Here is a 21,035-nt window from a genome sequence, read left to right as displayed (position 1 = left end):
CGGTTCCCGCGCCCCTTTTCGGCTCCCTATCGCCTCGGCTTCCGGCTCCCTGTCGCCTTCCACGGCATGACGCTGCCGAGCCATCCCAGGAGGAAAGCCGCCGGCACCGAGACCAGGCCCGGCGTCTGGAACGGGTACCAGTCGAAACGCGCGTTCGGGCACAGTGCGTACGCGGTCCCCGAGACGGAGGGCGAGAAGACCATGAGCACGGTGCAGATCAGCAGGCCCCCGTGGACGGCCCACAGCAGTCCCCTGCGGTTGAACCTGCTCCAGAAGAAGGAGTAGATCAGGACGGGAAAGACGCACGACGCCGCGACGCTCATGGAGAAGTCGAACAGGAAATCGATCGGATACCGGTGCGTGGCGGCGGACAGCGACAGGACGACCGTGCACAGGGCCACGAGGGCCAGCCGTAGGACCCGTACTTCTGCGACGTCGGTGCGGCGCCGCTTGGTCCGTGAGAACACATCGTGCGCGAAGGAGACCGCGGCAGCGAAGGTCACGCTGCTCACGGTCGTCAGCGTGGCGAGGAAGGCGACACACGCCACGGCGGTGATGAGCACCACGCGCGTCGCCGATCCGGCGGGCAGGACCCGCGAAGCCAGCAGGATCGAGGACGGCTGGCCGTCGGCGTCGACCGAGTTGATGTCACCACTGCCCACCACGGCGGCCGCCGCGAATCCGGTCGTGATCAGCAGAAGGGTGAAGGTTCCGACCAGCCCTGCAGCGATGCTCATGGACCGTCGCGCGGAGCGCCCGGAGCGGGACGCGCTGATGCGCAGGATCAGGTGAGGCGTGACGGACGCGCCGAGAATCACGACCACGTGGTCGGCGAACATGTTGAGCGGGCCGAGGCTCGTCGTGTACGGCCACAGCCCGGGGCTGAGGTACGCGTCGGGCGCCGAGCTCCTACCCACCGCGGCCGAAAGCAGGCTCCCGGCGTCCCAGTCGAACTTCCCCAGCGCCAGCAAGGTGACCACAGCAAGGGTCACCAGGGTGAGGGGCACCTTGACGACCTGCATGAAACCGGTGCCCCGCAGATCGGCTACGCCGGCGAAGCATGCGACGAGGCAGCCCATCAACACGGTGCACACCACCTGGGCGCCGTCGGTCGACAGACCGAGCAGGAGCGCTGCCACGATGCCGACCGCGCGCAGCTGGAGCAGGAGGAGGGGAACCGCGATGATCAGCGTCACGAGGGTTGCCATCGCGCGCGGGAGCGGCCCGGTCGCGCGCAGGGCGAAGAGGTCGCCGAGCGTGTACCGGCGGCTGTCGCGGATTCTCTGCGCGAGGAGCAGCATCACGCCGAGGGTGAGCAGACCGTCGATCGCGGCGGTGAACCCGTCGTAGCCGAACAGGGCGATGGCACCGGGGATCGCCAACAGGATGACAACGGAGATCTGCTCGCCCGCCATGGCGAAGCCGTTGAAGACCGGGGAGAGGGACCGGTCGGCGACGTGAAGCCCGTCCGGGTTCTCCTCCTGCGCCGTGACGAGCGTGAACAGCCATAGCAGTGACGCCCCGACGAAGATCAGGAAGGCGATGATCACGGGGACCTTGGCGTCGGAACCGATCGGGTCGACCAGGCGGGCGCTCAAGGCGTACAGGGTCACCCCTCCACCGCCAGGGAGTCGCACAGACGGGCGGACCGAGCCTCGTGCCACCAGGCGGTGGCCATGAAGAGGCCGCACTGCAGGATGCCCCAGACCACGCCGAGGGTGAGGTGCCCGAGCACCGGCACCGCGGGGATGTCCGTGAAGGGGAACACCATGGTGCTGGCGGCGAGGGGAACCGCGTTGACGATGACAAACACACGCTGGGTACGGCGCGCGGCAATGCGACGGATCTCCTCGCGTCGCCGTTGCACAGCATCGGGATCCGGGGGAGACGGGATGAGCTGAGGGTGCACGGAGACCTCCGGCCGAAATGATGGTGGGCGACTGCGCCGCGCGCATCGTCCCGGCGCAGAGAGGTGGGTGATCGGGTTACGGCTCGCAGACGGTCATCGCACGTGCCTCCGGCGCCGCAGTTCGGCTCGGGCGAGGGCGTTCTTGTGCACCTCGTCCGGCCCGTCGGCGAAGCGCAGGGTGCGGATCGCCGCGTAGGCGCCGGCCAGCGGGAAGTCCTGGGACAGTCCGCCGGCGCCGTGCACCTGGATGGCCTTGTCCAGGATCCACTGCACGGTGGCGGGGGTGGCGATCTTGATGGCCTGGATCTCGGTGTGCGCGCCCTTGTTGCCGACGGTGTCCATCAGCCAGGCAGCCTTGAGCACGAGCAGGCGCAGTTGCTCGATACGCACCCGGGACTGCGCGATCCAGTCACGGACGACGCCCTGGTCGGCCAGCGGCTTGCCGAACGCGACCCGCTGCTCGGCACGGGCGCACATCAGCTCGACGGCCCGCTCGGCGACGCCGATGGAGCGCATGCAGTGGTGGATACGGCCCGGCCCCAGTCTGGCCTGCGCGATCGCGAAGCCGTCGCCCTCGCCGCCGATCAGGTTCGACGCGGGGACTCGGACGTCGGTGAGGGACAGTTCGGCATGGCCGCCGTGTTCGTGGTCGTCGTAACCGAACACCTCCATGCCCCGCTTGATCTCGAGCCCCGGGGTGTCACGTGGCACGAGGATCATCGACTGCTGCCGGTGCCGGTCGGCTTCCGGGTCGGTCCTGCCCATCACGATGAAGACCCGCGCGTTGGGGTTCATCGCGCCGGTGATCCACCACTTGCGGCCGTTGAGGACGTAGCCGTCACCGTCGCGTTCGATCCTGGTGGAGATGGTGGTGGCGTCGGACGAGGCCACGTCGGGCTCGGTCATCGCGAACGACGAGCGGATCTCGCCGCTCAGCAGCGGCTCCAGCCACTCCTTGCGCTGCGCCTCGGTGCCGAACATCGCCAGCACCTCCATGTTCCCGGTGTCCGGTGCGGCACAGTTCAGGGCGGCCGGGGCGAGGTGCATGCTGCGGCCGGTGATCTCGGCGAGCGGCGCGTACTGCAGGTTGGTCAGTCCCGCGCCGTGCTCGCCGGGGAGGAACAGGTTCCACAGGCCGCGGCGGCGGGCCTCGGCCCGCAGTTCGGCGAGCACCGGCACCGAGTCCCACGCCCAGCGGTTCGCGAGCCGTCCCAACTGATCGGCGAACAGCGGCTCAGCCGGGTGGACGTGGCTCGCCATGAAGTCGAGCAGGTCCGCCCGCAGCTCCTCGGTCCTGGCGTCGAGGGCGAAGTCCATCAGCGGTACTCCTTCAGTGCGCTGAGCCCGGTGTCGAGCACGGGCTGCACCGCCGCGCCGACGTGCTCGAAGCCGGAGCCGACGGTCTGGCCACGCAGATGGCGGTAGTGGATGCCCTCGGCGACCGCGGCCAGCTTGAACGCCGCCAGTGCGAGGTAGAACCCGAAACGGGACAGATCACGGTCGCTGCGCGCGGCGTACCGCTCGACGATCTCGCTCTCGGCGAGGAACCCCGGCGCCGACGCGGCGTCCGGGGCCACCGCGCTCCCGCCGAGCAGCGTGCCCAGCCGTTGGTAGAGCACCAGCAGCGCCAGGTCCGTCAGCGGATCGCCCAGGGTGGCCATCTCCCAGTCGATGACCGCGGCAGGCCGGTCCTGGTCGTCCGTCAGCACGTTGTCGAGCCGGTAGTCGCCGTGCACGATGCCGGGTGCGGACTGTGGGGGCACGCCGGCGGCGAGCCGGTCGTACAGCTCGTCCGCGGCGGGCAGGTCGCGACAGTACGAGGCGTCCAACTGCGCCTTCCAGCGACGGACTTGGCGGGGGAGGAACCCCTCCGGGCGGCCGAAGCCGTCGAGTCCGACCGCGATGGGGTCGACCTCGTGCAGCGTGGCCAGGATGTCGACCAGCCCGGCCGAGATCACCCGGGTGCGCTCTGGTCCGAGCCGTTCCAGCTCGGCGGCGTTCCGGTACGGCGTTCCGGCGACCCGCTCCATCACGTAGAACGGGGCGCCCAGCACCCCGTCGTCGGAGCACAGGGCGTAGGTCCTGGGGACCGGCACCGCGGTGTCCTGCAGGGCCGACATCACCCGGTACTCGCGGGCCATGTCGTGGGCGGTCGCGAGGACGTGGCCCAGCGGAGGCCGGCGGACGATCCACGTCGAGACCCCGTCCGTGACCTCGTACGTGAGATTGGACCTGCCGCCGGCGAGCAGCCGGGCGGTGAGATCCTGCCCGGCCCCCGGCATCGCCTCGGTCAACCACCGGCCGAGCCGGGCCGGATCCAGGCCCGGCAGGCTGTGCTGTGTCTTCGGCATCATGCCACCACGCTCAGCGTCTCGGCCACGCAGGCGGGCTTGCCCGCGCCCTGGCGCTCGATGGTGACCCGGGTCGTGACACGGTACCCACCGCCGCCGGGCTCCACCGACACCAGCTCGACCCCGGCGCGTACCTTGGAGTCGACCGGTACGGGAGACGGGAAGCGGACCTTGTTCGCGCCGTAGTTGACGCCCATCGACACGCCCTCGACCCGGTAGACCTGCCAGGCCAGCATCGGCACCAGCGACAGCGTCAGATAGCCGTGCGCGATGGTGCCGCCGAAGGGTCCGGCCGCCGCCTTCTCCACGTCGACGTGGATCCACTGGTGGTCGCCGGTGGCGTCGGCGAAGGTGTCTATCTGCTGCTGGGTGACGGTGTGCCAGTCCGAGTACCCGAGGTGGGTGCCGACGGCGTTCCGCAGTTCTTCGACGCCCTGGAAGACCTTCACGCCTGCGGCCCTCCGGCGACGTAGAGCACCTGGCCGGAGACGTATCCGGCGTCCTCGCTGACGAAGAACGACACGGCGTGCGCGATGTCCTTCGGCAGACCGCTGCGCGCCACCGGGATCTGCGCCGTCACGGCCTTGCGGAAGTCGTCGAAGGACATGCCCATCCGCTGCGCGGTGGCCGCGGTCATCTCGGTCTCGACGAATCCGGGTGCGATCGCGTTGGCGGTCACGCCGAACTTCCCCAGCTCCAGTGCGAGCGTCTTGGTGAAGCCCTGCAGCCCGGCCTTGGCCGCGGCGTAGTTGGCCTGGCCCTTGTTGCCGAGCGCCGACGTGCTGGAGAGGTTCACGATGCGGCCCCAGCCGGCCTTCGTCATGTAACTCTGCACCGCGCGGGACATCAGGAACGATCCGCGCAGGTGCACGTTCATCACCGCGTCCCAGTCAGTGGCGGTCATCTTGAACAGCAGGTTGTCCCGGATGATGCCGGCGTTGTTGACGAGTACGGTCGGATCGCCCAGTTCCTCGGCGATCCGCTGCACGGCGGTCTGTACGCCCGGCTCGTCGCTCACGTCGACGCCGACCGCCAGCGCCCGGCCTCCGGCGGCCTCGATCCGCTCGACGACCGGTTTGCAGGCGCTCTCGTCGAGGTCGACGAGGGCCACGGCGAGGCCGTCGGCGGCCAGCCGTTGGGCGACGCCGGCCCCGATGCCTCGGGCCGCGCCGGTGACGATGGCGGTACGGGTGGTGGTCATCAGTTCGCTCCTGTGGGAAGAAGGGGTGGGCGCCATCAGCCGGCGCAGGTGAGGGTCACGCCGCCGTCGACGACCAGGACCTGCCCGGTGGTCCAGGCGGCGTCGTCGGAGAGCAGGAAGGCCACCGTGCCGCCGATGTCCTCCGGGACACCGAGCCGCTTGAGCGGGTAGGCCGCGGCGGCCTCGTCCTCACGGCCGTCGTAGAGCGCGGTGGCGAACTTGGTCTTGACTACGGCCGGGGCCACCGCGTTGACCCGGATGTCCGGGCCTAGTTCGACGGCGAGTTCTTCGGTGAGGTGGGTGAGCATCGCCTTGCTGGCGCCGTACAGGCCGATGCCGGGCGCGGGGCGGAGGGCGGCGACCGAGGAGACGTTGACGACGGCGCCGCCGTGCGCGGACATCCACGCCCGGTGCACCTGCTGGGTCCACGACAGCGCGGCGAGGCAGTTGACCTCGACGATCTTGCGTGCGACCTCGAGGTCCAGCTTCACGAGCGGGCCGTACACCGGGTTGATGCCGGTGTTGTTGACGAGCAGGTCGGCGCTGCCGAACGAGTCGACCGCGCGTGTGACGACCTCGCTCTGGTGGTCGACGTCGGCCGTGTGCCCGGCCACGCCGATCGCGTGCTCCGGCCCGCCGAGCCGGGCGACTGCTTCGTCGAGCGCCTCCTGCTTGCGGGCGGTGATGACGACCTTCGCGCCCTCGGACACCAGCCGCTCGGCGATGGCGAGCCCGATCCCTCGGCTGGCCCCTGTCAGGATGGCCGTCCTGCCTTCGAAGCGCCTGATCACGACAACCGCTCCAGCACCATGGCCATGCCCTGACCGCCGCCGACGCACATCGTCTCCAGGCCGAACTGCTTGTCGTGGTACTGCAGGGAGTTGATCAGGGTGCTGGTGATGCGGGCGCCGGTCATGCCGAACGGGTGGCCCACGGCGATCGCGCCGCCGTTCACGTTGAGCCGGTCGAAGTCGATGCCCAGCTCCCGGGCCGACGGAATCACCTGGGCGGCGAACGCCTCGTTGATCTCGACCAGGTCGATGTCGCCGATCGTGAGACCGGCACGGCGCAGTGCCTGCTTCGACGCCTCGACCGGCCCGAGGCCCATGATCTCCGGGGACAGACCGGTGACCCCCGTACTGACGATGCGCGCCAGCGGCGTGATGCCGAGTTGCTTCGCCTTGGTGTCGGACATGATCACGAGAGCGGCGGCGCCGTCGTTGAGGGAGCAGCAGTTGCCGGCGGTGACGGTGCCGTCGGGGCGGAAGACCGGCTTGAGCGCGGAGACCGCCTCCAGGGTGACGCCGGGGCGCGGGCCGTCGTCCCGGGCGACCTGGCTGCCGTCGGGCAGCGTCACCGGCGTGATGTCACGGGCCCAGAAGCCGTCGGCGATGGCCTGCTCCGCGAGATTCTGCGAGCGCACCGCGAAGGCGTCCTGTTCCTCGCGGGTCACCCCCATGGACCGGGCAACGTTCTCCGCGGTCTGACCCATCGCGATGTAGGCGTCGGGCAGAGCGCCCTCGGTGCGCGGGTCGACCCAGGTTCCTCCACCGGAGGCGATCTTCTCCGTGCGGGCCTGCGCCTCGGCGAAGACCGGGTTCTGGGTGTCCGGAAGGCCGTCGGCGTTGCCCTTGAAGAACCGGCTGACCGTCTCGACCCCGGCGGAGAGGAAGACGTCGCCCTCACCGGCCTTGATCGCGTGCAGCGCCATCCGAGTGCTCTGCAGGCTGGACGAGCAGTAACGGTTGACTGTGGTTCCGGGCACCGAGTCCAGACCGGCCAGCACCGCGACGATCCGGGCCATGTTGAAACCGGACTCGCCACCGGGCTGGCCGCACCCCAGTACCAGGTCGTCGATCTCGGTGGGGTCGAGCTGCGGCACCTTGGCCAGTGCCGCCCGCACCATCTGCACGGTCAGATCGTCGGGACGCATCTCCCGGAGCGACCCCTTGCCGGCCCGGCCGATCGGCGAGCGGGCTGTGGCGACGATGACGGCCTCGGGCATGGGCACTCCCTGATTGACTAAGCGCTTGCTTGTGGTGCGGTGAACGTACGACGGGAGCTGATGGCCTGAGCGAGGGCGCCCGGAACCTTGCCCGGCTGGGGGATGGCGGTGTGACCCGGTGCGTCGCGCCGGATGTCAGGGCGCCATCGGGTGCGTGGGCTCCGCCAGGTATGCCTCGAACACGGTGCGCTCGTCCGGGGTGATCGGCCGAGGCCGGCGGCGCTCCATGTCCCACATCACGAGCGTCGCTGTCGAACGAGCACAGAGGGAGTCGGCCGTCGTCAAGTGCTCCACCACACGGAAACTGGAGGTCCGCACCTCACGCAGGGCCAGCTCGACGGTCACGGGGCCATCATCGGGCGTGACCTCGTGCAGGTACTCGATGTGCTGGGTCGCCACCACATAGGTCGGGTACGCGACGTCGAGCGTTCCGGTCATCCAGGCCGAGCGGGTCTCCTCGAACAAGGCGAGGTAGGCCGACGCCGTGAGATGGCCGAGGCCGTCGAAATCGCCGAACCGCAGAGGGAATTCGGTCCGCCACACGTCGGAGCCGTTGACTGCGATGGTGTGACGCTTTGCTGCATTGCCGGGTACAGGCACGCTCCACCTCCATTGGCATTTCGCGCAACGTAGGTGGCATATGGGGCTGTTGGGTGCGGTCGGGCGAAGACCTTGCCCGAGTGGGGGGTGTGCACCGCGGCCGGACGGCCACACGCCGCGCGTTCGGAGCGGACCAGACTGCGGCCGGCTGACTCCGAACGCGCGGCGGGTGGTGCACGATCTTCCGGCAGGCCGGCTCGCTACGCTTCCACGGAGCTTGCCGTGAGCTCGCCGCCGTGGCGCAGCCGCGAGATGAGCGTGACGACCAGGACCAGCAGCGAGAGCCCGACGGTGACCTCGTAGCCAACCGTGTAGAGGTACTCCTTCGGCAGGCCGATCTTGGGGATGGTGTCGAAGGTGAGCAGCGTGGTGACCACTGCCGATCCGAACGCGAAGCCGATGGCCATGGTGGTGCCCGCCATGCCCGCGGCCATCCCGGCCTTGTCCTCGGGGACGACCAGCTGCGGCACGGCGAAGGCGCCGCTGTAGCCCACTCGGCTGCCGAGGCCGACGAAGGCGGCACCGACGAGGTACTGCCACTTCTGGTCGTGGGCGAAGGCGAGCCAGCCGAGCCCCACGACGGAGACCGCGGTGCCGATGACGAGGACGGTGGCCGGACGGCCCTTTTGGACTGCCCTTTCGGCGGCCTTGCCACCGACGAACATCATCAGCGCGAACGGCAGCATGAGCAGGCCGGTGCCCAGAGCGTCGACCCCCAGTCCGTATCCGACCTCAGCGGGAGTCTGGGTGTAGTAGGTCACCAGCAGCAGGAACGCGGCATCGATGGCGCCGAAGATTCCAGCGGCGAAACATGCCGGTGTGACCAGGGGCTTCTTCAGCAGCTGGATGTCGAACACCGCCGTGGGGGACTTGCGCTGGACCAGTCCCCACAGGACGCCGCCGACGACACCCGCGCCCAGGACCGCGAGGATCGCCGTGCCGCTCCACGTGAGGCCCTGGGTCAAGGCGAGCAGCACAGCCGTGACCCAGGCGATCAGCCACACGGTTCCGAGGATGCCGATACGTCCGGACGACTCCGGCCGGGACGAGGGGACGATGATGAGCAGCGCCACCGTGGTCACCGCGAATGCCGCGGCCAGAATGTAGAAGAAGCTCGCGAGTGACAAGTACTTGACCGTCAGTCCGCCACCGACCATCCCGAGGACCGTCCCGGAGCCCGTAGCCATGATCAGCACGCTGACAGCCGTTGCGACCGCACCACCGGTCAGGTGCCGGCGCAGGAAGCTCAGTGGCAGCAGCTGTGCGGCGCCACCGAACCCGAGGAGTGCGGACCCGACCAGGAGCGCCGGGTAGGAATCACCGATGGCAGGCACGAGCGCACCGACGACCAGGAAGCCACCGGACAACAGCGAGGTCGTCCGATCGTTGAGCACGTCGGTGAGACGTGGAAGGAGGACGAAGCCTGCTCCGCCGCCCAACGTGAGCGCGGTGAAGATCCAGGCCGACGCCGCCACCCCGAGCCCGAACTGCTGCTGCATCAGCGGCAGGAGCGGCGGGAGCATGAAGGCGACCGCATTGGTCACAGTGGCCAGGACCGCCGCAATGGCTATCAGTGCGCCACGCCGCGGCGTGACGCTCGTTGCATCTGCTCTGGGTATGTCAACCGACTCGGTGAATTCAGTCATGCCCGTCTCCCATGGTCGTTCGCCGCCTTCGCGGTCAGAGGAACCAGCCGAAGCCGGGCGAACGTACGGCGAGTTTCAGGCCACCCCATGGTGCGGCTGGCCGAAACCCGCCCAGGTGGGGGATGACAGGCTAGGCGGCGAGGGGCAGGTCCGCCCAGTGCGTGGCGCTTCTGCCGCACGTGCGGGTACCGCGGGCGGCGGCGAGAAAGCCGATGATGGCGCTTCCGCGCCCGTGCTCGTCGGGTTCGCAGTCGGCGGTTCGCGCACCGCGGTCGTTCGCCGGGCCGCCGTCCGTGACCGCGACGTGGATCATTTGGTGCTCGTTGGGCGGTAGCAGCTGCAGGGCGACCGGGGGCAGGGCATGCTCGACGGCGTTGGTGACCAGTTCGGAGACCGCGAGAACGACCTGGTGGGCCTCGTCTTCCCGGACTCCCCAGCCCTTCAGCGTGTCGAGGGCCAGGTGGCGCGCGATGCCCGCGGCCTGCGGGGCGTGTGGCAGGTCCCACTGGCGGGCCTCGCGTCCGAGGGACGGGCGTGCGCCTGCGATCCCGGAAGGCGCCATGGCGCCAGGGTCACTGTCATGGGGAGGGGGCGTGACGTACATGACCATCGTCTCCGGTGATCTTGGGTGGAACTGCCTCCAATCTGCCGGTCGGGCATCGCGCCATTGAGCGTGGAACTACCTGTTCCGGTACCTGCCTCATCCGATGTCTGCCCCGCCCTCATCACGAGGGTGGTTCACGTCCGATCGGACTGTCGCTGCACGACCCAGCTCGCGACCTGGGTACGCGTGTTGAAGCCGAGCTTGGTGAGGATCTTCTCGACATGCCCTTCCGCGGTCCGCAGCGAAATGACCAGCCGTGCCGCGATGTCCTTGTTGGACAGCCCCTGCGCCACCAGTTCGGCCACCTCTCGTTCACGCCGGGTCAGCGTCGAAGCAGGACGTGGCGCATCGCTTGCGGGCTGTGTGCGCTCTCGCAGGGCGAGGGCGAGCGTTTCCTCGACGGTCAGGGCACCGCCACGTTCGAGAGCCGCGTCGAATTGGGCATCCCCCATCTTGTCCCGCGCCATCGTCTCGAACTTGGCTCGCTGTGCGAGCAGGAGCGTCCAGCCGAACAGCGGGGCTCCGAGGGTCTGCCACAGGGGGTTCGCCCCGCCGAACAACGTGGCGGCTCGCTCGGCGTTGCCCTTCGCCGCCGTGGTCCAGGCGAGTACGTCGAGCGAGAGCGCCATCCCAAGGGTGTCGTGGAAGAACCGCTTGATCCTGAGCGCCTCGCACAAGTCGGCTTCCGCCGCGTCGAGCTCGCCGTGAATCAAGCGCAGGAATCCGCGCCCCCACAGCACCCATGACAGCACCCACTGATCGCCGGCCGCTGTGCAGCGCCGGAACAACTCCTCGATGATCTCCGCGGCTTTGTCGAGTTCGCCCAGGAGGATGAGGGCCGCTGCCAACTCCGTCCGGAGGTTGTTCGGATAGTGGACGGGTGTTTTGGTCTGGGCGTACCGCTCGAGGGCCTCGTTGAACAGGGGGATCGCGCCGGACAGGTCCGTGCTGAGGAACTTGCTCAATCCGCGCACGTGGGTGGCATAGGCGAGGGCGGCAGGGTCGTTCAGGCGGACGGCGACCTTCCGGGCGTCCTCGGCCGACTCCGCCGCCGCAGCCTCGTCTCCCTGGCATGCGGCGATGTACGCGACGGTGGCAAGCGCCCAGGCCCGTTCGCGGCTGGGCTCCGCGTCGAGAGCCAACGCTCGGCCCAGCCACAGCCTGGCCTCGGTGGGGTACCCCATCGCCAGCCACAGCCAGGGCGCCGCCGCCATGCGCAGTCCGGTACGCGCCTCACCAGGCTGGGACAGGCAGTATTCCAGTGCGTGCCGCAGGTTCGGGAGCTCCAACTGAAGCCTGCTCGCCCACTCCCGCTGCCGCGGGCCGCTCCACTCGTCCCCCGCCACCTCCATGAGTTGCCGGTACCGGTCACGGTGCCGCCGACGGAGGGCCGGTTCCAGGCCCGACTCCGAGAGCCGGGCCTGGCCGTACGCACGGATGGTTTCCAGCATGCGGAAGCGGACGTATTCTCCCCCTCCCTGCTCCTCGCGAATGAAGATCGACTTGTCGACGAGGCCGGCGACGGTGTCGAGAACCGCATGCCGGGGGAGCGCCTCATCGGTGCACACCGCCTCGAGCGCGTCGGTGCTGAACCCACCGACGAAGACGGACGCCCGCGCCCACAGCCTCTGCTCGTTCGGGGTGCACAGGTCATAGCTCCAGTCGATGAGCGCCTGAAGGGTCTGATGCCGTTCCGGCAGGTTGCGGCTGCCCTCCCGCAAGAGCTGGAACCGGTCGTCCAAGCGGCTCGCGAGATCATGGACGGTGAGCACCCGCAACCGCACCGAGGCCAGTTCGATGGCCAGCGGGATCCCTTCCAGGCGCCGGCAGAGGCGGACGACCGCCGCTTCGTTGTCGGGCGTGATCGAGAAGCCGGGAACGACGGCCGCCGAACGGTCGGCGAACAGAGTGACCGATGGGTACCGGGTCGCCGTGCCGGGCTCGACGGACTCATCAGGAGGGGGAGTCGGCAGTGGTGGGACGGGGTAGATGTGCTCCCCAGCGATTCTGAGCGCCTGCCTGCTGGTGGCCAGGATCCGCACCTCGGGCGCCGCACGCAGCACCTGGTCGGCCAGGCCCGCGGCCGCGTCCACCAGGTGCTCACAGTTGTCCAGGACCAGCAGCATGCGCCGCTGCCCCAGATGATCACGCAGCACGGTCATGGGTGAGCGGGGGGACTGCTCCTTGATCCCGAGAGCGTCGACCACGCTGTGGGGGAGCAGCGCCGGGTCTTTCAACGACGCCAGTTCCACCAGACAGACACCGTCCGGGAAAGCTCGCTGCATCTCCCCGGCGACGCGGAGAGCGAGCCGCGTCTTGCCCACCCCGCCGATGCCGGTCAGCGTCACCAGCCGGGTCGTGGAGAAGAGCTGCCGGAGCGCGGCGACATCCTTTCGCCGCCCCACGAAGCTGGTGAGATCCGCCGGCACGGCGTTCGGAGTAGGCATCGAGTCCCCACGTGCGCAATCGGGAGCGGTGATCCGATCGTACCGCCGCACACAGCCCGAGCCGAGACCCCCGGGAGCCCGGGGACAGGTACTCGTACGGGTAGTTCCCCGGGCGTCCGTCCGCCGGTCGGTGGTCAAGCTGTGAGGTCAGATCGCGCCGGTGAAACCGCAGGTCACGGCGGGGAGAGCTAGACATGTTGGAGGATCGGGAAATCCGTGAATTTCTTCAGCCTCTCCGGTCAATGCGCCCGGCGAGCCCTCCTGCCGCGGTTGGCCGGCCGGTCCGTTCTTGCATGTTCTAGGAGTAGTCGGAGGTGTCGTCATGACACTTGTCCTCGCCGAGCGGGTTGCTCCCACGGGTCGGGTTCGCCCGGTGCTGGAGGACCGATGTCAGAGGCAGCGGGTCCTGGTGGCGGAGGAGCACGAGCTGGTGCTGGCGGGGTTGCGTGCGGTGTTGCTGAGCCAGCCGTGGGTGGCGTCGTGTCTGGCGGCGGATTCGCAGGAGGCCGCCTGGCAGGTGGCGCGGCGGCATCATCCGCAGCTGGTGTTGGTGAGTACGTCGTTGGGAGGCCGGTCGGGGCTGGACCTGTGCCGGGACCTTCGGGACCGGATGCCGCACGTCAAGGTTGTTCTGCTGTCCGGAGAGGGGCGGGTGTCGGCGGCGCTGGCGTCGGCGCACGGCGCGGTGGCGTCCTTGTCGAAGCAGATGCCGACCGCGGCGATCGTGGCGGCGGTGAAGCGTGTCGCGGAGGGCGCGCGGGTGTTCCCGAAGGATGAGGCACCCGCCGCGGTGCGGCTTTCGAAGCGTGAACTGGACGTCCTGCAGCATCTGGTGCTGGGGTTGAGCAACCCGGAAGTGGCAGCTGTGCTGAATCTGTCCCGGCATACGGTGAAACAGCACACGACCACGGTGTACCGGAAGCTGGGGGTGCGGAACCGGGCCCAGGCGGCCAGCCGCGCTCAGGAGCTCGGACTCGTCGGCTGAGTGTCGAGTCGCAGCGCAGGCGTTCACCCACCGGCTGTGTGGCAGCGCCTGCGCTCAAGTCCGGACAGGCGGAACACCTGCTCAAGAGGCGGCGTCGGTGTGCCGGCGATGCCGGGTCACCAGGTCCGCGAGCTCGGCCACGGCTCGCTGGATGAGCAGCCGGCCCTCGTCGGGGTTCGCGCCTCCGGGATCGCCGAGCACGCCGTTGGCGGTGACGGCGGACAAGCCGGCGTCCCGCAGACGCGGGAGGAGTGTGTGGACGGGGGCGGTGTTTCCGGCTCGCGCTGCCTCCATCCGTACCAGGTGGGGGGTCAGCGCCAGCATGACGGAGGTCTCGGTGCGGCCCGCGTGGGCGTCGCCGCCCCAGCGCGGGCCCCAGGCCAGGACGTGCCGCCCCTCGGTACGCAGTCGTCGGACGGCCCGGGTGACGGGCTGTGCGTTGCCGCCGTGAGCGGAGACCAGGACGACCCGAGGGAATGTCACCGTTGCCGACCTCACGAGCTCGACGAGGAGCAGCTCGACGGCCTCCTGGCCGACGGACAGCGTGCCGGGGAAACCCTGGTGCTCGCCGCTGGATCCGAACGCCACGGCGGGCGCCACGACGACATCGGGCACCTGTGTCGCTAGCCGGTCGGTCAGGGCGACGGCGATGTCGGTGTCCGTGGACATCGGTAGGTGCGGCCCGTGCTGCTCCGTGGCGCCGACCGGCACGGCGAGGACGGCCCCCCGCCCCGCCAGATCTGCTACGTCGGTCCAGGTCAGCGAGGCCAGCGTGGTCATCAGGGGGCCTGGGCCGGACGCGGTGCCCCGAGGACGCGGGTGAAGCCGTCGGGGAGCACCACGTCGTCGGGTGCGAGGTCGTGGATGGAGGAGCGCCCGAGTCCGAGGAGCGCGGAGTCGATGCCGCCGCGCAGGATGTCGAGCACGTTCTCCACGCCGGCCTGGCCACCCGCGGCCAGGCCCCACAGGTACGCCCGCCCGATCATCACGGCGCGGGCGCCGAGTGCCAGGGCCTTGACCACGTCGCTGCCCCGACGCACTCCGCCGTCGAGGAGTACTTCGATCTGGCCGCCCACGGCGTCGGCGATGGCGGGCAGGGCACGGATGGTCGCAGGGGTGCTGTCAAGGTTGTTGCCGCCGTGGTTGGAGACCGAGACGGCCTGGGCGCCGGCGTCCACGGCGCGCTTGGCGTCGTCGACGCGGATGATGCCCTTGACGAGGAACTGGCCGCCCCACTGCTCGCGCATCCACCGCACGTCGTCCCAGGTGGGAGGGGGGGTCTGCATCCATTCGCCGTAGGCGCCGAAGAACGTCGGGGCCTGCTCGCCGACGGCGGCGACGTTCGGGGTGGTCAGGTCGGGCAGCCGCCGGGTCCGGGCGAACGCGAGCAGCCAGCGCGGGTGGGTGATTCCCTCCGGCGCGAAGCGCGCCATTGCCTTGAGGTCGAGGCGCTCGGGGATGTGGGGGCTGCCCCAGTCCCGGCCGTGCGAGAACGACCAGTCCAGGGTCACGATCAGGCCCTTGGCGCCGGCCTCCCGGGCACGCTCCATCTGGGCGATCATGGAGTCCTTGCTGCCCATCCAGTACATCTGGAAGAACGTCTGCGGATTGGCCGCGACGACCTCCTCGACGGGCTTGCTGGCAAAGGAGCTCAGTCCCATCGCCGTGCCTCGGGCTGCCGCGGCGCGGGCCACGGCCACCTCCCCGTCGGGGTGCACGGCCTGCACTCCGGTCGGGGAGATGATCACCGGAAGGGAGATCGACTGGCCCAGGACGGTCGTGGCCTGGTCACGCTTGGCCGGCAGATCCGCGACGTGCGGCGCGAAGCCGGCCTCGGCGAAGGCGGCCATGTTGTCCTGGTAGGTCGTGCCGCGCTCGGAACCGGCGAGCAGGGCGCCGTAGACGGATGCCGGCAGTCGTCGCTTTGCTCGACGCTGCGCCTCGGCGACGGTTTCGAACCATGCGTTGGGCATGACGCCCCTTTCTTTCGTGGACCGAGCGGCCTTTCGGTCAGGCCAGAGGACTTTCGTCACACATGCGCGTGGGCCGGCTCTCCCGCCGAACCGGCAGGCCGAGAAGGACGGGCTGCCCGCGCACTGGCCCCCGGTGGGAGTGGTCCTCGCTGGGCCGGGGAGCGGACGACCGGTCGCCGGCCAGCGCCGCCTCTGCGTGTCCCTGGACGCATTCCGGATCGGGGCCGTCGAGCGGCAGTCCTGTGAAGAACTTGGCGGCCATGCACCCACCACGGCAGGCGTCGAAGGCGGAACACTTCGTGCAGGCGCCACCCGTCTGAGGCTGCCGCAGCTCCTGGAAGAGCGACGAGGAGCGCCATACCCGGGTGAACCCGCCCTCGTCGCGCACGTTTCCGGCGCGGAAGGCGTCGTGGATGGCGAACGGGCAGGCGTACACCTCACCGACCGGGTCGATCAGGCACACCACCCGCCCGGCGCCGCACAGGTTCAGCCCGGGCAACGCCTCACCGTAGGCGGAGAGATGGAAGAACGAGTCCCCGGTGAGCACTTCGTCGCCGTGCTCGACCAACCAGTCGTAGAGCTGCCGTTGCTGCGCTGCTGTGGGGTGCAGTTCGTCCCACACGTCGGCGCCCCGGCCGGAGGGCCGCAGCCGCGTCAGCCGCAACTGTGCCCCGTACCGGTCGGCGAGTGCCTTGAACGCGTCCAGTTGCCCGATGTTGTGGCGGGTGGCCACGACCGAGATCTTGAACCCGGCGAAGCCCGCCGCGGCAAGGTTCTCCATGGCCTGCAGCACCGTCGCGTACGAACCCTCGCCCCGTACGGCGTCGTTGACGTCGGACGTCGCCCCGTCCAGGGACAACTGGACGTCCACATAGTCACTGGCAGCCAGCCGCCGCGCGGCGTCCGGGGTGATCCTGACGCCGTTGGTGGAGAACTTGACGCCCACCTGGTGGGCGGTGGCGTAGTCGACCAGTTCCCAGAAGTCCGGGCGCACGGTCGGCTCGCCGCCGCCGATGTTGACGTAGAAGACCTGCATGCGCTCCAGCTCGTCGATGACCACCTTGCACTCGTCGGTGGTCAGCTCGCGCGGGTCGCGCCGACCGGAGCTGGACAGGCAGTGCACGCAGGCCAGGTTGCAGGCGTAGGTGAGCTCCCAGGTCAGACAGATCGGCGCTTCGAGGCCGTGCTGAAAATGGTCCACGAGGCGGCCCGTCCGGGCCGGGCTCGGCGGTGCTACGGAAGGCACGGTCATCGCGCCTCCTCTCCTTGCAGATGAGCGTCACCGCGGCTCGGCGGACCGGTGCGCTCGGTGATCATCCGGGACTTCGCAAGCTGCGCCAGCGCGTCCCGGTAGCGCCCCGACTCGGCGGGTTCGACGCCTGCCGCCCGGCAGGCTTCCGCCGCACTCGGGCGGTGGGCCAGTTCCTGTACGACGGTGAGCAGCCGGCGGTCCTTGAGGAAGGACAGCTGCCGGGTGCCGAAGTGGTAGAGCAGCGCCCCGAAGGGCTCCGGACGAACGGCGACCTGGGGGTGCACGGCCCAGGCCGCCTTCAGGTCGAACCGCTCGGACCCGTTCCTGTGCGTGGGCATGGTGTCCCCGCCTCAGTACACGCCGCACATGCCGTCGATCGACACGTCCTCGACGAGCAGGTCCTCCTCGATCAGTTGGTCGTCCTCGGCGGGGAGACGGTCAGCGGTCGAGGTCTGTGAGTTGTCGGTCATGGAGGTTCCCTTCATCGTCCACGGCGCGGCCGGTGTCGCGGCGCAGGGTGACGGTAGGTATCCCCGGTGCCGTGAGCGGGTCGGTGCGCCGCACTTGCTGCCCACCTGGGGGATCGACGCGTCGAGACGAGCGGGTGAAGGCTGGTCGCCCGGCCTTCCGATGTTCGAGGACACCTGGTGATCGACGTTCCCCCACTCCCCCCGGTCTTCCGGCTGCGCCCCGACCCCGGCCTGCGTCTGCTGCGGGACGGGCGGGTCCTGTTGGGAGGCTCCCCATACCGGCTGATGCGGCTGACGGCGCGCGCCGTGCCGGTCGTGAGCGCGTGGCTCGACGGGAAGCCGGTCGGGGAAGGGCGAGCGACCGGACTGCTGGCCCGTCGGTTGGTCCAGGCAGGCATGATGCACCCCGTACCGCCGTCCGAGGCACCGCGCCCGTCCGTGACGGTCGTGGTACCGGTCCGGGACCGGGCCGGGCACCTCGCCCGCTGTCTGGCCGGCCTGAGCGGCGGACCGGAGGTGATCGTCGTGGACGACGCCTCGGCCGACCCCGGCGCGGTTGCGGACGTCGTGCGGGCGGCCGGCGCCAGGCTGGTCCGTCGCCCTGTCAACGGGGGCCCGGCGGCCGCGCGGAACACCGGACTCGCCCACGCCACCACCGAATTGGTGGCCTTCGTGGATTCCGACTGCCTGCCGACCCGCGCATGGGCTGACGCCTTGCTGCCGCACTTCGCGGATCCCGCCGTGGCCGCGGTGGCGCCGCGCATCGTGGCAGAGGGAGCGGGACGTGGCTTCCTCGCGGCCTACGAGTGTGCGCGCTCGGCCTTGGACATGGGGCCCAGGGAGTCACTCGTACGACCCGGCTCGCACGTGCCCTATGTGCCCAGCGCCGCGTTGGTGGTGCGGCGCACCGCCGTGGGCCGGGGCTTCGACGAGACGATGCGCGTCGGGGAGGACGTCGACCTGGTGTGGCGGCTCGCGGCCGACGGTCACCACGTCCGTTACGACCCTTCGGTCACCGTGGCCCACGTGCACCGGACGCGTCCGCGCCAGTGGCTGGCTCAGCGCATCCAGTACGGCACCTCCGCCGCGCCGCTGGCCGCGCGGCACCCGGGCACGCTCCCGGCCACGTCGATGGCCGGCTGGAGCGCGCTTGCCTGGGGACTGGCCCTGACACGGCGGCCGCTCGCCGGTGCCCTGATCACCGCAGGAACGACCGGACTGCTGGCGCGCAAACTCGCGGCCTGGTCGGACCGACCGTGGACCACCGCGGCCAGGCTGAGCGGAGGCGGCACCTTGCTGGCAGGCGAGCAGCTCGGCCGTGCCGTGACGCGAACCTGGTGGCCACTGGCCCTGCCACTGGCCGCAGCCGTACCCCGGCTGAGGATCCCGCTGGCCGCAGCCGCCCTTCTGCCCCCGCTGCTGGAACACCGACGCAGCCGCCCCGGTCTTCCGGTCCTGTCCTGGACGGTCACGCGCCTCGCCGACGACCTGGCCTACAGCCTCGGTGTCTGGAAGGGCTGCATCCGGGAGCGCACCACCGAGCCGCTCCGTCCGAGACTGTGGTGGCTCTCCGCCGACGGCGTCACGCCTCCGTCGGGACGTACCGGTGGGTGAGACCACGGACCGGACGTCCGCGGATGTGATCGTGGTCGGAGCAGGGGCTTCCGGTGCCGCGCTGGCGGCCCGCTTGAGCGAGGACGCCGGACGCACCGTACTCCTCGTCGAAGCAGGGCCGTTTCCGCGCCGTCTCCGCGATTTCGCGCTCGAGCTGCTCGACGCGCGGCTGATTCCCGGAGCCCAGCCGGATCACCCGGCCGTCCAGCGGTACGCCGCGCACCTCACGCCCGAGCGGCCCTACACGGTGGTCCGCGGGCGCCACCTCGGTGGCTCGACCACCGTCAACGGCGGCTATTTCGTCCGCGCCCGGCGCGGGGACTTCGACCGCTGGGCGGCAGCGGGCAACCCGGCCTGGACGTACGACCGGTTGCTCCCTTGGCTGCGCGCCCTGGAGACGGACCTCGACCATGGCGCCGATGACCTGCACGGCGCCTGTGGACCGGTGCGCGTACGCCGCGCATCCCTCGACCACCCTGCCGCAATTGCCTTCCGCGACGCGGCGGACCACCTCGGCTACCCGCTCGAACCCGACAAGAACGACCAGGCGCCGCCGGGCTTCGGCTCCGTCCCGTGCAACGCCGTCGACGGTGTGCGGCTCAACACCGGCCTCACCTATGTCCTGTCGGCGCTGGGGCGCCCGAATCTCACCGCGCTCGGCGACTGCCCCGTCAGCAGGATCGTCATCCGCAACGGTCGCGCCACGGGAGTCGTCGTATGCCGGAACGGGCAAGAGACCCTCTTCTGTGGCGGCGAGATCGTCCTGTGCGTCGGGTCCCTCGTCACTCCGCAACTGCTCCAGCTGTCCGGCATCGGCCCGCGAGCCGACCTGGAGCGGCTCGGCATCCCCGTCGTCGTGGATGCCCCGGCGGTCGGCACCCGGTTCAGCGACCACCCTCAGCTCGTCCTGGAGTGGTCCCCACGGCGGGAACTGGGCGCGCCGCACGGCTCCTGGCTGGGCGGCTGCCTGCACCTGTCCTCCTCGGACGGAACCCATCCGGGTGACCTGGAGATCCTGCAGTCGCTGGTCCCCCTGGCAGGACTCGTCGGCGGCACGACGACCGTGCCCGGCGCGCCTTTGCCCTTCCTCGTCTCGGTCCAGTCACCTGGAAGGACCGGCCGCCTGTCCCTGAGGTCCGCGGATCCCGCGACGCCCCCGCGTATCGAGTACGGCTACCTCGCCGGACCCGAGGACCGCCGCCGCCTGCGCGAAGCCGTGCGCGCCACCGCGGAACTCATTAACACACCGGCCTTCGACGAAATCTCCCACGGACTGCTCCAACCGGGTCCGGACGTGCTCAACTGCGATCACGCACTGGACGGATGGATCAACCGGAACATCGGCACCGCTCACCACACATGCGGGACCGCACCGATGGGCCCGGACACCGCGGATGCGGTGGTCGACCAGTACGGAAGAGTCCACGGCGTGCACGGTCTCCGCGTCGCCGACACCTCGATCCTGCCCACGGCCCCACTGCGCGGCCCAGCGGCGACAGCCGTACTCATCGGAGAGGTCATAGCGCATGCCATGCGCGATGAACTGCCCTGACAGGGTCTGTCGTGCGGCGTGGCCGTCCGACCGGTGACCATGCGGCGAAATGAGCCGAGTACTGAAGGCGGCGGCTTCGGGTGATCGTGAAGGAGGGGTGTGCCAACGCGTCGCTGCGCAAGGTGGCACAGCCGGGTGCACGACAGGGCGGTGACGCACTACTTCGCGGACAGGAGCACTGTCTCCCTCAGCCGGGGGGATGCTCGATGTCCCGGGATCGCAGTGGCGGTGACCTGGGGCGTAAGACGCGCCGCGGGAGCCAGGCGTAGCCTTGATTCCAGACGTTCCAGTACTTGGCAGGTCGTGTGCATGATGCGTGCATCACGTGAGACGGGTCTGATGCACGATCGGGTGACATCTGAACTGGCTTGCCCTGTGGGGCGGGTGGGAAGGATGTCGCTGTGCCCAAGCCTTATCCGGAGGAGT

The 21,035-nt window shown here is 70.0% G+C and carries 20 protein-coding genes; 3 read left to right on the top strand and 17 right to left on the bottom strand.

The genetic code is table 11. The annotated features are described in order from the left end of the window. Window positions 1–26: 26 nt before the first annotated feature. The 12 genes from ACFY1J_RS44810 to ACFY1J_RS44755 all read right to left on the bottom strand — a co-directional run bounded on the left by ACFY1J_RS44810 (window position 27) and on the right by ACFY1J_RS44755 (window position 12,763). Window positions 27–1,598 carry a transporter gene (locus tag ACFY1J_RS44810; protein ID WP_390733226.1) on the bottom strand — a complete coding sequence of 524 codons (1,572 nt, stop codon included), beginning with the start codon at window positions 1,596–1,598 and terminating at the stop codon, window positions 27–29. An 11-nt stretch (window positions 1,599–1,609) separates the two neighbouring features. Further along, on the bottom strand, window positions 1,610–1,867 hold the full coding sequence (locus tag ACFY1J_RS44805; protein WP_390733225.1) for a hypothetical protein: 258 nt from the start codon (window positions 1,865–1,867) through the stop codon (window positions 1,610–1,612). 135 nt (window positions 1,868–2,002) lie between these two features. Continuing rightward, entirely contained in the window at window positions 2,003–3,226 is a 1,224-nt protein-coding gene (locus ACFY1J_RS44800; protein WP_390733224.1) for an acyl-CoA dehydrogenase family protein, read from the bottom strand. Next, window positions 3,226–4,263 (bottom strand): phosphotransferase family protein, encoded by a 1,038-nt coding sequence (locus tag ACFY1J_RS44795; protein ID WP_390733223.1) that lies wholly within the window; start codon window positions 4,261–4,263, stop codon window positions 3,226–3,228. The genes ACFY1J_RS44800 and ACFY1J_RS44795 overlap by 1 nt, the downstream gene beginning before the upstream one ends. Continuing rightward, window positions 4,260–4,709 (bottom strand): MaoC family dehydratase, encoded by a 450-nt coding sequence (locus ACFY1J_RS44790; protein WP_390733222.1) that lies wholly within the window; start codon window positions 4,707–4,709, stop codon window positions 4,260–4,262. Before ACFY1J_RS44790 ends, ACFY1J_RS44795 begins: the two co-directional genes overlap by 4 nt. After that, a complete protein-coding gene (gene fabG, locus ACFY1J_RS44785) occupies window positions 4,706–5,461 on the bottom strand; it encodes a 3-oxoacyl-ACP reductase FabG (RefSeq protein WP_390733221.1) in 756 nt (251 codons plus the stop codon). Before fabG ends, ACFY1J_RS44790 begins: the two co-directional genes overlap by 4 nt. A gap of 35 nt (window positions 5,462–5,496) precedes the next feature. Beyond that, the gene (locus tag ACFY1J_RS44780; RefSeq protein WP_390733220.1) at window positions 5,497–6,252 is read right to left on the bottom strand and encodes an SDR family oxidoreductase; all 756 of its coding nucleotides are present in this window, start codon (window positions 6,250–6,252) and stop codon (window positions 5,497–5,499) included. Further along, on the bottom strand, window positions 6,249–7,466 hold the full coding sequence (locus tag ACFY1J_RS44775; RefSeq protein WP_390733219.1) for an acetyl-CoA C-acetyltransferase: 1,218 nt from the start codon (window positions 7,464–7,466) through the stop codon (window positions 6,249–6,251). Before ACFY1J_RS44775 ends, ACFY1J_RS44780 begins: the two co-directional genes overlap by 4 nt. Before the next feature lie 135 nt (window positions 7,467–7,601). Beyond that, window positions 7,602–8,066 carry an acyl-CoA thioesterase gene (locus ACFY1J_RS44770; RefSeq protein ID WP_390733218.1) on the bottom strand — a complete coding sequence of 155 codons (465 nt, stop codon included), beginning with the start codon at window positions 8,064–8,066 and terminating at the stop codon, window positions 7,602–7,604. Between the two features lie 200 nt (window positions 8,067–8,266). Then, window positions 8,267–9,712, bottom strand: coding sequence for an MFS transporter (locus ACFY1J_RS44765; RefSeq protein ID WP_390733217.1), 1,446 nt, complete (start codon window positions 9,710–9,712; stop codon window positions 8,267–8,269). Window positions 9,713–9,842: 130 nt separating this feature from the next. Beyond that, a complete protein-coding gene (locus ACFY1J_RS44760) occupies window positions 9,843–10,274 on the bottom strand; it encodes an ATP-binding protein (protein ID WP_390733216.1) in 432 nt (143 codons plus the stop codon). Window positions 10,275–10,450: 176 nt separating this feature from the next. After that, the gene (locus ACFY1J_RS44755; protein WP_390733215.1) at window positions 10,451–12,763 is read right to left on the bottom strand and encodes an ATP-binding protein; all 2,313 of its coding nucleotides are present in this window, start codon (window positions 12,761–12,763) and stop codon (window positions 10,451–10,453) included. 322 nt (window positions 12,764–13,085) lie between these two features. On the opposite strand from ACFY1J_RS44755, the gene ACFY1J_RS44750 reads away from it, so the two are divergent. Further along, a complete protein-coding gene (locus ACFY1J_RS44750; protein WP_390733214.1) occupies window positions 13,086–13,748 on the top strand; it encodes a LuxR C-terminal-related transcriptional regulator in 663 nt (220 codons plus the stop codon). Between the two features lie 81 nt (window positions 13,749–13,829). Here the strand turns inward: ACFY1J_RS44750 and mftE are convergent, their stop codons facing one another. Genes mftE through mftA form a run of 5 tightly spaced genes read right to left on the bottom strand, consistent with a single transcriptional unit; the run spans window position 13,830 to window position 17,443 of the window. Next, window positions 13,830–14,528, bottom strand: a complete 699-nt coding sequence (gene mftE / locus ACFY1J_RS44745) for a mycofactocin biosynthesis peptidyl-dipeptidase MftE (RefSeq protein ID WP_390733213.1) — start codon at window positions 14,526–14,528, stop codon at window positions 13,830–13,832. Further along, window positions 14,528–15,721, bottom strand: coding sequence for a pre-mycofactocin synthase MftD (gene mftD / locus ACFY1J_RS44740; protein ID WP_390733212.1), 1,194 nt, complete (start codon window positions 15,719–15,721; stop codon window positions 14,528–14,530). The genes mftE and mftD overlap by 1 nt, the downstream gene beginning before the upstream one ends. Window positions 15,722–15,758: 37 nt before the next feature. After that, complete coding sequence (gene mftC, locus ACFY1J_RS44735) at window positions 15,759–16,973, bottom strand: mycofactocin radical SAM maturase (RefSeq protein WP_390733211.1); 1,215 nt, start codon at window positions 16,971–16,973, stop codon at window positions 15,759–15,761. Next, a complete protein-coding gene (gene mftB / locus ACFY1J_RS44730) occupies window positions 16,970–17,311 on the bottom strand; it encodes a mycofactocin biosynthesis chaperone MftB (RefSeq protein ID WP_390733210.1) in 342 nt (113 codons plus the stop codon). Before mftB ends, mftC begins: the two co-directional genes overlap by 4 nt. Before the next feature lie 12 nt (window positions 17,312–17,323). Next, on the bottom strand, window positions 17,324–17,443 hold the full coding sequence (mftA, locus tag ACFY1J_RS44725; protein WP_158918944.1) for a mycofactocin precursor MftA: 120 nt from the start codon (window positions 17,441–17,443) through the stop codon (window positions 17,324–17,326). A 177-nt stretch (window positions 17,444–17,620) separates the two neighbouring features. Between mftA and mftF the strand changes: the two genes are divergently transcribed. Both mftF and mftG read left to right on the top strand, forming a co-directional pair. Continuing rightward, window positions 17,621–19,057, top strand: a complete 1,437-nt coding sequence (gene mftF, locus ACFY1J_RS44720; protein ID WP_390733209.1) for a mycofactocin biosynthesis glycosyltransferase MftF — start codon at window positions 17,621–17,623, stop codon at window positions 19,055–19,057. Continuing rightward, the gene (gene mftG / locus ACFY1J_RS44715; protein ID WP_390733208.1) at window positions 19,050–20,609 is read left to right on the top strand and encodes a mycofactocin system GMC family oxidoreductase MftG; all 1,560 of its coding nucleotides are present in this window, start codon (window positions 19,050–19,052) and stop codon (window positions 20,607–20,609) included. The genes mftF and mftG overlap by 8 nt, the downstream gene beginning before the upstream one ends. Window positions 20,610–21,035 lie beyond the last annotated feature (426 nt).

The organism is Streptomyces sp. NPDC001406, from assembly GCF_042895285.1.
Classification (GTDB): Bacteria; Actinomycetota; Actinomycetes; order Streptomycetales; family Streptomycetaceae; genus Streptomyces.
This window is presented reverse-complemented; position numbering and strand designations above follow the sequence as displayed.

Excerpts from the sequence above, each read along its gene's own strand:
- ACFY1J_RS44775 (WP_390733219.1), bottom strand. The coding sequence starts at position 7,466 with ATGCCCGAGGCCGTCATCGTCGCCACAGCCCGCTCGCCGATCGGCCGG.
- fabG (WP_390733221.1), bottom strand. The coding sequence starts at position 5,461 with ATGACCACCACCCGTACCGCCATCGTCACCGGCGCGGCCCGAGGCATC.
- mftC (WP_390733211.1), bottom strand. The coding sequence starts at position 16,973 with ATGACCGTGCCTTCCGTAGCACCGCCGAGCCCGGCCCGGACGGGCCGC.
- ACFY1J_RS44750 (WP_390733214.1), top strand. The coding sequence starts at position 13,086 with ATGACACTTGTCCTCGCCGAGCGGGTTGCTCCCACGGGTCGGGTTCGC.
- mftB (WP_390733210.1), bottom strand. The coding sequence starts at position 17,311 with ATGCCCACGCACAGGAACGGGTCCGAGCGGTTCGACCTGAAGGCGGCC.
- ACFY1J_RS44755 (WP_390733215.1), bottom strand. The coding sequence starts at position 12,763 with ATGCCTACTCCGAACGCCGTGCCGGCGGATCTCACCAGCTTCGTGGGG.
- ACFY1J_RS44765 (WP_390733217.1), bottom strand. The coding sequence starts at position 9,712 with ATGACTGAATTCACCGAGTCGGTTGACATACCCAGAGCAGATGCAACG.
- ACFY1J_RS44760 (WP_390733216.1), bottom strand. The coding sequence starts at position 10,274 with ATGGCGCCTTCCGGGATCGCAGGCGCACGCCCGTCCCTCGGACGCGAG.
- mftD (WP_390733212.1), bottom strand. The coding sequence starts at position 15,721 with ATGCCCAACGCATGGTTCGAAACCGTCGCCGAGGCGCAGCGTCGAGCA.
- mftA (WP_158918944.1), bottom strand. The coding sequence starts at position 17,443 with ATGACCGACAACTCACAGACCTCGACCGCTGACCGTCTCCCCGCCGAG.
- mftE (WP_390733213.1), bottom strand. The coding sequence starts at position 14,528 with ATGACCACGCTGGCCTCGCTGACCTGGACCGACGTAGCAGATCTGGCG.
- ACFY1J_RS44795 (WP_390733223.1), bottom strand. The coding sequence starts at position 4,263 with ATGATGCCGAAGACACAGCACAGCCTGCCGGGCCTGGATCCGGCCCGG.
- ACFY1J_RS44800 (WP_390733224.1), bottom strand. The coding sequence starts at position 3,226 with ATGGACTTCGCCCTCGACGCCAGGACCGAGGAGCTGCGGGCGGACCTG.